This window comes from Mailhella sp. (genome assembly GCF_057866825.1).
The window spans coordinates 20824-27813 of record NZ_DBMAHT010000019.1; the positions used below are offsets into that span (position 1 = coordinate 20824).

General features: G+C 62.7%; 4 protein-coding genes. 2 read left to right on the forward strand and 2 right to left on the reverse strand.

Annotated elements, in window-relative coordinates:
• Positions 1 to 104 precede the first annotated feature (104 nt).
• Positions 105 to 1292 (reverse strand): amidohydrolase, encoded by a 1188-nt coding sequence (locus ACZM96_RS03635; protein WP_489487414.1) that lies wholly within the window; start codon positions 1290 to 1292, stop codon positions 105 to 107.
• 162 nt (positions 1293 to 1454) lie between these two features.
• On the reverse strand, positions 1455 to 2960 hold the full coding sequence (gene pap, locus ACZM96_RS03640; protein WP_489487416.1) for a polyphosphate:AMP phosphotransferase: 1506 nt from the start codon (positions 2958 to 2960) through the stop codon (positions 1455 to 1457).
• A gap of 357 nt (positions 2961 to 3317) precedes the next feature.
• Here pap and ACZM96_RS03645 point away from each other — a divergent pair, with 357 nt between their 5' ends.
• Positions 3318 to 5975 (forward strand): TraB/GumN family protein, encoded by a 2658-nt coding sequence (locus tag ACZM96_RS03645; RefSeq protein ID WP_489487418.1) that lies wholly within the window; start codon positions 3318 to 3320, stop codon positions 5973 to 5975.
• A 94-nt stretch (positions 5976 to 6069) separates the two neighbouring features.
• A partial coding sequence (locus ACZM96_RS03650; protein WP_489487420.1) for a radical SAM/SPASM domain-containing protein occupies positions 6070 to 6990 on the forward strand: 921 nt, incomplete at its 3' end.

The window sequence follows — 6990 nt, forward strand, 5'->3', positions numbered from 1 at the left end:
AAGCTCCTTGGGCGTGTTGCGGATGGGTGATGGCCTTTATACGCAGCATCACGGCGCGGAGGCGTCCGCGCCGTGATGCACGGGGGAATTACTGGATAGGGGTATTAGTTAAGGTCGTCAAGGTTTTCAAAGGCCTGACGGACCTCTTTGCGCAGCGCTTCATTGGTGAGCACGTCGTAGCCGGTGAGGCTCATGGAGCGGGCCGCAAGAAGCATGCCCTTGAAGCCGCCTTCTCCGTTGCAGGCTTCGGCGAAGGCGGGGGTGTGTCCGACGAGGTGCGCGCCCCCGATGGAAATGTAGGGATGGATGGACGGCGCCTTGAAGCTGACGTTGCCCATGTCGGTGGAGTAGCTGCTGGACACTTCGTCGATGTAGCTTTCCCCGAGCAGGTCGAGGTTGGAAGCGAAGGCGTGCAGCAGCGGCATGTTGTGGCGCATGGTGTAGTAGGGATGCGCGGAATGGCGGTAGGAGAACTGGCAGCCGAGGGCCATGGCGCAGCAGCGGGCGCAGTTGACCACGCGTTCGATGGCGTTGTTGAGGGTTTCGGGCTTGCGGGCGCGCACGCCGTAGCGCAGACGGGCGAATTCGGGAATGGTGTTGATGGAGGTGCCGGTGTCGGTGAGCAGGCCGTGAATGCGCACGTCGGGAGTCATGTGCTGGCGCAGGCTGTTGATGCCCATGACGGCAAGCGCGGCGGCGTCCATGGCGTTGATGCCCTTTTCAGGCGCGCCGGCGGCGTGAGCGGCCTTGCCCTTGAAGTCCATTTCCAGGTTGGCGCGGGAAATGAGCTGCTGCTTGAGAATGGTGCGGCCTTCGGCGTGGGCGGCAATGACGGCGTCCATGTGATCGAAGAGGCCCGCGTCGGCCATGGGCACCTTGCCGCCGGCGTCCCGCACGTTGCCTTCTTCGGCGGGCGTGCCGAACACGTGAACGGTTCCTGCGGGAAGATGGCGGGCCAGCGCTATGCCGGCGGCGCAGGCCGCCGTGCCGAAGAGGTTGTGTCCGCAGGCGTGGCCGAGCCCGGGCAGGGCGTCGAATTCGGCGAGAAAGGCCACCTGCGGGCCTTCGCCGGAGCCGTACACGGCATGGAAGGCCGTGGGCATATTGAGCAGATTGCGTTCCACCTTGAAGCCGTTGGATTCAAGAAAATCGGCAAGGCGGGCGGAAGACTTGAATTCCTGATATCCCAGTTCGGGTTCGGCGAAGATGGCGGAGGCAATTTCCTTCATCTGGCCGGAAAGATTATTGATTTCATCCAGTAACTGGCTTTTTTCATGAGAGATTTCAGGCATGTTGCCTCCTTTGAAGTTCAAAGAAACTTGCGCGTTCTCCGCACCTTACCTGTTATTGCAGGGGGAAGCAAGAAAAAGCGCAAAAAAAAAGGGGAGTTGAAATGAAAAGTCCGGCTAATTCCCTGTGCCGCAGACGTTTTCGCCGGATGCGGGCTGTCGACATTATTTTTTGCCGTGCTTTTTGCCGTCGGATTTCTTGAGCGCCTTTTTCAGCGCATCTCGATAGGTGCGCAGCACGGTGAGACGGGCGTTCTTTTTGTCTTCGGCGGCTACGATGTGCCAGGGCGCATATTCCGTGCTGGTGCGCAGGAACATTTCATCCGCGGCGCGCACGTATTCGGGCCACTTTTCCCGATTGCGCCAGTCGTCGGGCGTGATCTTGTACTGCTTCCACGGGGTGACTTCCCGTTCCCTGAAGCGGCGCAGCTGTTCCTCGGGGGAAATGTGCAGCCAGAACTTCATCAGCACGTTGTTGCCGCTTGTGAGCTGCTCCTCGAAAAGATTGATTTCCGCAAAGGCGCGGCTCCAGTCTTCGCGCGGCGTGAGCTTTTCCACCCGTTCCACAAGCACGCGGCCGTACCACGAACGGTCGTACACGGTGATGAATCCGGCCCGGGGCACGTGCCTCCAGAAGCGCCACAAGTAGTGATGCGCCAGTTCTTCATCCGTGGGCACGCCGATGGGAATCGCGCGGCTGATGCGGGCGTCGATGCCGTCCATGAGACGGCGGATGCATCCGCCCTTGCCGGCGGCGTCCCAGCCCTCGAAGACCAGCGTGCTGGAAATCCCCCGGCGCCAGGCGTGATAGGTGAGTTCGTGCAGTTCCTGCTGCAGGTCGGCGAGTTCCTTTTTGTAGGCGTCGGGATCGGCTTTGGCGCTCAGGTCGATGGCGTCCAGAGTGGAGACCACGTTTTCCTGTTCCGCGTCGTTCTGATTCTTCAGGCGCGCGACTCTGGCGTCCTGTTCGGCGACGGTGCGCTCCACGGCGGCGATCACGGCGCGGGCCACCGCAAGGTTGCGGTAGTTCGCGTCTGCGGCGTCCACGATGGTCCAGGGCGCAAAGGCCCGGTCGGTCAGGGTGATGGCGCGCGAGGCGGCTTCGGCCAGGCCGTCGTAGTTTTCGGAAACCTTCTTGTCGTAGGGCGTGAAGTGGAGCAGCTCCTTGTGTGCCAGCCGCTTTTTGAGTCGTTCGTCGTGTTCCTTTTTGTTCAGATGCAGCCAGATTTTGACGATGGCCATGCCCGACGCAGCCAGACTTTCCTCCAGACCGCGGCAATGGTGCATGTGGGCGGTGAATTCCGCTTCGCTCATGTCTTTCGTGCAGAAGCGGCGCATTTCAAGGCCGTACCAGCCGCCGAAGAACACGCCGGTGGAGCCGGCCGCCGGCAGTCGCCGCCAGAAGCGCCAGTCGAGCGGACGTTCGCGTTCTTCATCGGTTTCCATCCAGAACACGTGGTTGTGAACGTGCTTGCTGTCCATCCACTCCGACAGCAGGTTGATGACGGCTCCGCGCCCTGCGCCGTTGACGCCGTCGACGATGACGAGCAGGGGGATCTTGCGGTCGATGCACTGCCGCTGCGCGTTGAAGAGTTTCATGCGCAGTTCAGGGGCCTGCGTCCGGAAGTCCTTGTCGCTGCAGCGTCTGCCGAGAACAACGTTTTCAAACATGCGAGCCTCGCTTTTTACCGGAAATGAGAAGGGCCGCGCCCGAAAGCGCAGGCCGTGCCGTACCGGAACAATGTAGGCTTACGCAGGAAAAAGGCAAGTTGCTCAACAAATTAGATAAGGTACAGAGTTGTTTCGCATCTTGCGTCCTGGGAACGAACAAGGGAGCGGAACGAGGGGAAGAGCCGGGCGGCTCACGGAAAAAGAAGGAATGCGCCCGGCCCCATGCCAGGATGCCGAAGGCGGGCGTGCGAACGGCGCGGCGAAACAATAATGAATCGCTGCGGCGTTGCGCGGAGCCGCTTTACCGGCAAACGGGGATATGGCATATTCGTCACAAGCGTGCCCAAGGAGTCTTCCATGTCCGCAGTCATTGTTCCCGAGCATTCCCGGCGTCTTCTGGAGGCCATTTCGGCAGGTCGCTCTTTCGAGCTGGACAGCTTCATTTTCGTGACGGCCGACGACTGGCTCATGGCCATAGGTTATCCGCAGGAAGGGGAGTTTTCCGTAAGTCGCTTTGAATCCGCGCTGGATGAAGCCGTCCGCAAGGTGAAGCCTTCCGACTGCTTTGCCATTGCGCCCCAGATGCCGGAGCGGCTGGAGAGTCATGTGGAGGATCGGGACGTGTACTACACGCTGGACGCGTCGTCTCCGGTGCCGCCCAGGCTCCGCGGCCCGGTACGGCATGCCCGTGAACGTCTTTCGGTGGACGAAACGCGCGAATTCACGCCGGAGCATCGCCGGCTCTGGGCGGAATTCATGGGACGCATGCCGCTGCCGCCGCGCATACGTCAGCTGTATTCGGGCACGGCCGCCGCGCTTCAGGGCCCGGCGGATCTGCGTCTTCTGAACGCATGGGACGCAGAAGGCCAGCTTGCCGCCTGTCTGCTCATGGACTATTCCCTGCCGCATCATGTGAGCTACGTGCTCGGCGCGCATTCCAAAACGCATTACGTGCCGCATGCGCCCGATCTGCTTTTTGCCGAAATGCTGGAGCGCGCCCGGGCGGAAGACAAGCAGACCGTGCTGCTCGGGCTCGGCGTGAACGAGGGCATCACCCGCTTCAAGAAAAAATGGGGCGGGGTGCAGAGCGCGCCCTACGAGCTCGCGGTATGGCAGGAATCTTCGGGGGCGGGCGGCTTTTTCGACATGGCGGCGTATCTTGCCATCAGCATAGGCACGTCGTCGGGCAACTACGAGATGTCGCGCTGGAAGTTCTTCGATTCTCTGCCCGAGCAGCGGCCGTGCGCCATGCTCTGGCGTCTCGACAAGAACGGACGCACGTCGTGGATAGGCGGCTCGGCGCACTTTTTCTGTTACTCCTTCGAGCATTCGCTGCGCCGTCTTTTTGAAAATGTGGACACCGTGCTTCTGGAAGGCCCCATCGACTCGGACAGCATGGACGAGGTGGCGCGCATCGGCCGTTCCCCGGAGCCGGACGCCCCGCGCGTGGCGCAGTTTCTTTCGGAAGAGGACGTGCGTCGCCTTGAGCGCATGGTGTACGGCCCCGAGGGCTTCTGGGCAAGGCTTGTGGGCGCGCAGCAGGAACGCAGCATCGACGTGCGTCAGGTGCTGGCCGAAAGCCGCCAGTGGTACGCGTTCTTCTCGCTCTGGACGTCGTATCTCGAACGCAACGGCTGGACGAATTCCGTGGATCTCGAAGTGTGGAACATTGCGCTCGACATGGGCAAGTCGGTCATGGGCATGGAGAGCCTGGCCGAGCAGATAGCCTCGCTGGAGTCGGCGCCCATGGCGCGCATCGTGAAGTTCATGAAGGAGTGTTCCTTCTGGCCGAAGCTCATGAAGAGCAACCGTTTGCGGTACTTGGCGGGCGACCTCATGGGCATGATGGGCACGAGCGCCGAATTTCCCACGCGCACGGGCACCATCATCAGCGTGCGCGATCAGCGTTTCCGCGAGCGCATGCGTCCGTACATCGAGCGGGGCGGAACGGCGGTGTTCGTGGGGTCCGCCCACATGATCAATCTGCGGCACATGCTCGCCGAAGACGGCTTTACCGTAACGCGCGTGCTGCCCACGTGGAAGCATCGCTTTTCCGCCTGGATACGGCGCGACGATTCCGTGGTGCTGCCCGGCAATCCCGATGCGCCGACGTGGGAAAAGGCTCCGAAAAACATTCGCTCCTCCGCGCTGCGCAACGAGCCTTCCGGTCATGCTGCGCGATCTTCCTCCCGCGGCCCGTCTTCGGGCAGGGCGCTCGCCGATCTCGGCGCGCGGGCCGTCGTGCCGGAACAGATTCCCGCCTACGTGCGCGCGGTTTCCGGCCGCACGCTGCGCTCCTGCGAGGGCTTTGCCGCCTGGACCACGGCCGACAGCTGCACGCTGGTGGCCTTTCCTGCGCAGGACGAGCTCGCCTCCTGCGGCCTGCACAGCGCCGCCTACGCGGACAGACTGGAGAGCGCCGTGGCCTGTGCGCTGGCCATGCCGAATCTGCGGCGCATCACCGTGCTGGCACCCGTGGTTCCGGCGTGTGCGCCGGACAATGCTGTGGTGGAGCGCGACGCCTGGTGGTGCGTGAACGTGCCGCACGCTCCGGGGCAGAAGCTGCGCAACATGCTGAACCGCGCGCGGCGCGAGGCGGCGGTCGGCGTGGAGTCCTGGGGGCCGGAACACGACGCGCTCGTGGATCACTACCTTAAGGTGCGCACGCTCGCTCCGGGCACGAGGCATATTTTCGGCAAGGTGGGAGCGTACGTGAACGCCTCGCCCGAGGCCGTGCTCTTCGGCGCGCGGTCGGCGTCGGGAAGGCTGCTGGCGCTGGCCGTGGGCGATTACAGTGCGCTCAGCACGGCGTTCTACATGTTCGCCTTCCGTCAGGACGACTGTCCGCCGGGCGTGAGTGACGCGCTGGTGCAGGCGCTGGCCGACGAAGCCGTGCGCCGGGGGCAGAGCGTGCTGAATCTGGGCCTCGGCATAGACGGAGGCATAGCCTTCTTCAAAAAGAAGTGGGGAGCTTTCGAGGCCATGCCTCATCTGGAAACGAGCTGGATGGTTTAGGATTTCGAGCGGATGTTTGACGGCGCGGAAACGAAGAGTCGGCGTTTCCGGCGGCCGGTGTTTCAGGACAAGACGCCTTTGCGGGAGAAACGGCATGACCTCTGACGTAGAACGGCTTTTCGCGCAGTTTCGCGCGCCCGGACTTCTCCAGGAATTTCGGGAGATGTTTCAGCCCCGGGCGCTGGAATGCCTGCAGGTGGAAGTGACTTCCTGCTGCACGGGCAAATGCACCTACTGCCCGCACACCACGCGCGCCGACGTGTGGAAGAGCCGGCACATGAAGCCCGAAACCTTTGCGGCGCTCTGGCCGGTCATGGTCAAAACCGGGCGTGTGCATCTTCAGGGCTGGGGCGAGCCTTTTCTGAATCCGCATTTCATGGATTTTGCGGAGCTGGCCAGAAGGGCCGGATGCGCGGTGTCCACCACGACCTACGGGCTCGGCATGACCGAGGATCTGGCGGAGCGCATTGTGGCGAGCGGCATGGACATTGTGGCCTTTTCTCTGGTCGGCACGGATGAAGCCAGCAACGGCGCACGGGCGGCCGTGCCCTTTTCCCGCGTGAAGGAAGCGGTGCGTCTGCTTCAGCAGGCGCGGCGAAAAAGAAACGCCGTGCATCTGGAAATCCATCTGGCCTATCTCATGCTGGCCTCCAACGTGGAGGCTGTGCGCAACCTGCCTCAGCTCATGGACGAGTGGGGCGTGCATGCGGCCGTCATCAGCACCATGGACTACATTCCTTCGCCGGAAATGGCGAAGGAGGCATTTGCGCCTCACGAGCGGGAGAAGATAGAGGCCGCCCGCGCGGTGCTGGAGGACGTGGGCGCGAAGGTGCGCGCCGCGGGACGGGATTTTTATGCGTCGCTCCCTGCGCCGGCGCCTGCGCCGTTCTGCCGCGAACGTGCGCACAGAACCCTTTACGTGGACGCCGAGGGGTATGTTTCGCCGTGCGTGTACCTCAACGTGCCGCTTCGCGAGCCTCAGCCGAACCACACGGTGTTCGGCAACGTGCTGGAA

Coding starts and splice junctions, on each gene's coding strand:
- ACZM96_RS03635 (WP_489487414.1), bottom strand. CDS start 1,292: ATGCCTGAAATCTCTCATGAAAAAAGCCAGTTACTGGATGAAATCAAT.
- pap (WP_489487416.1), bottom strand. CDS start 2,960: ATGTTTGAAAACGTTGTTCTCGGCAGACGCTGCAGCGACAAGGACTTC.
- ACZM96_RS03645 (WP_489487418.1), top strand. CDS start 3,318: ATGTCCGCAGTCATTGTTCCCGAGCATTCCCGGCGTCTTCTGGAGGCC.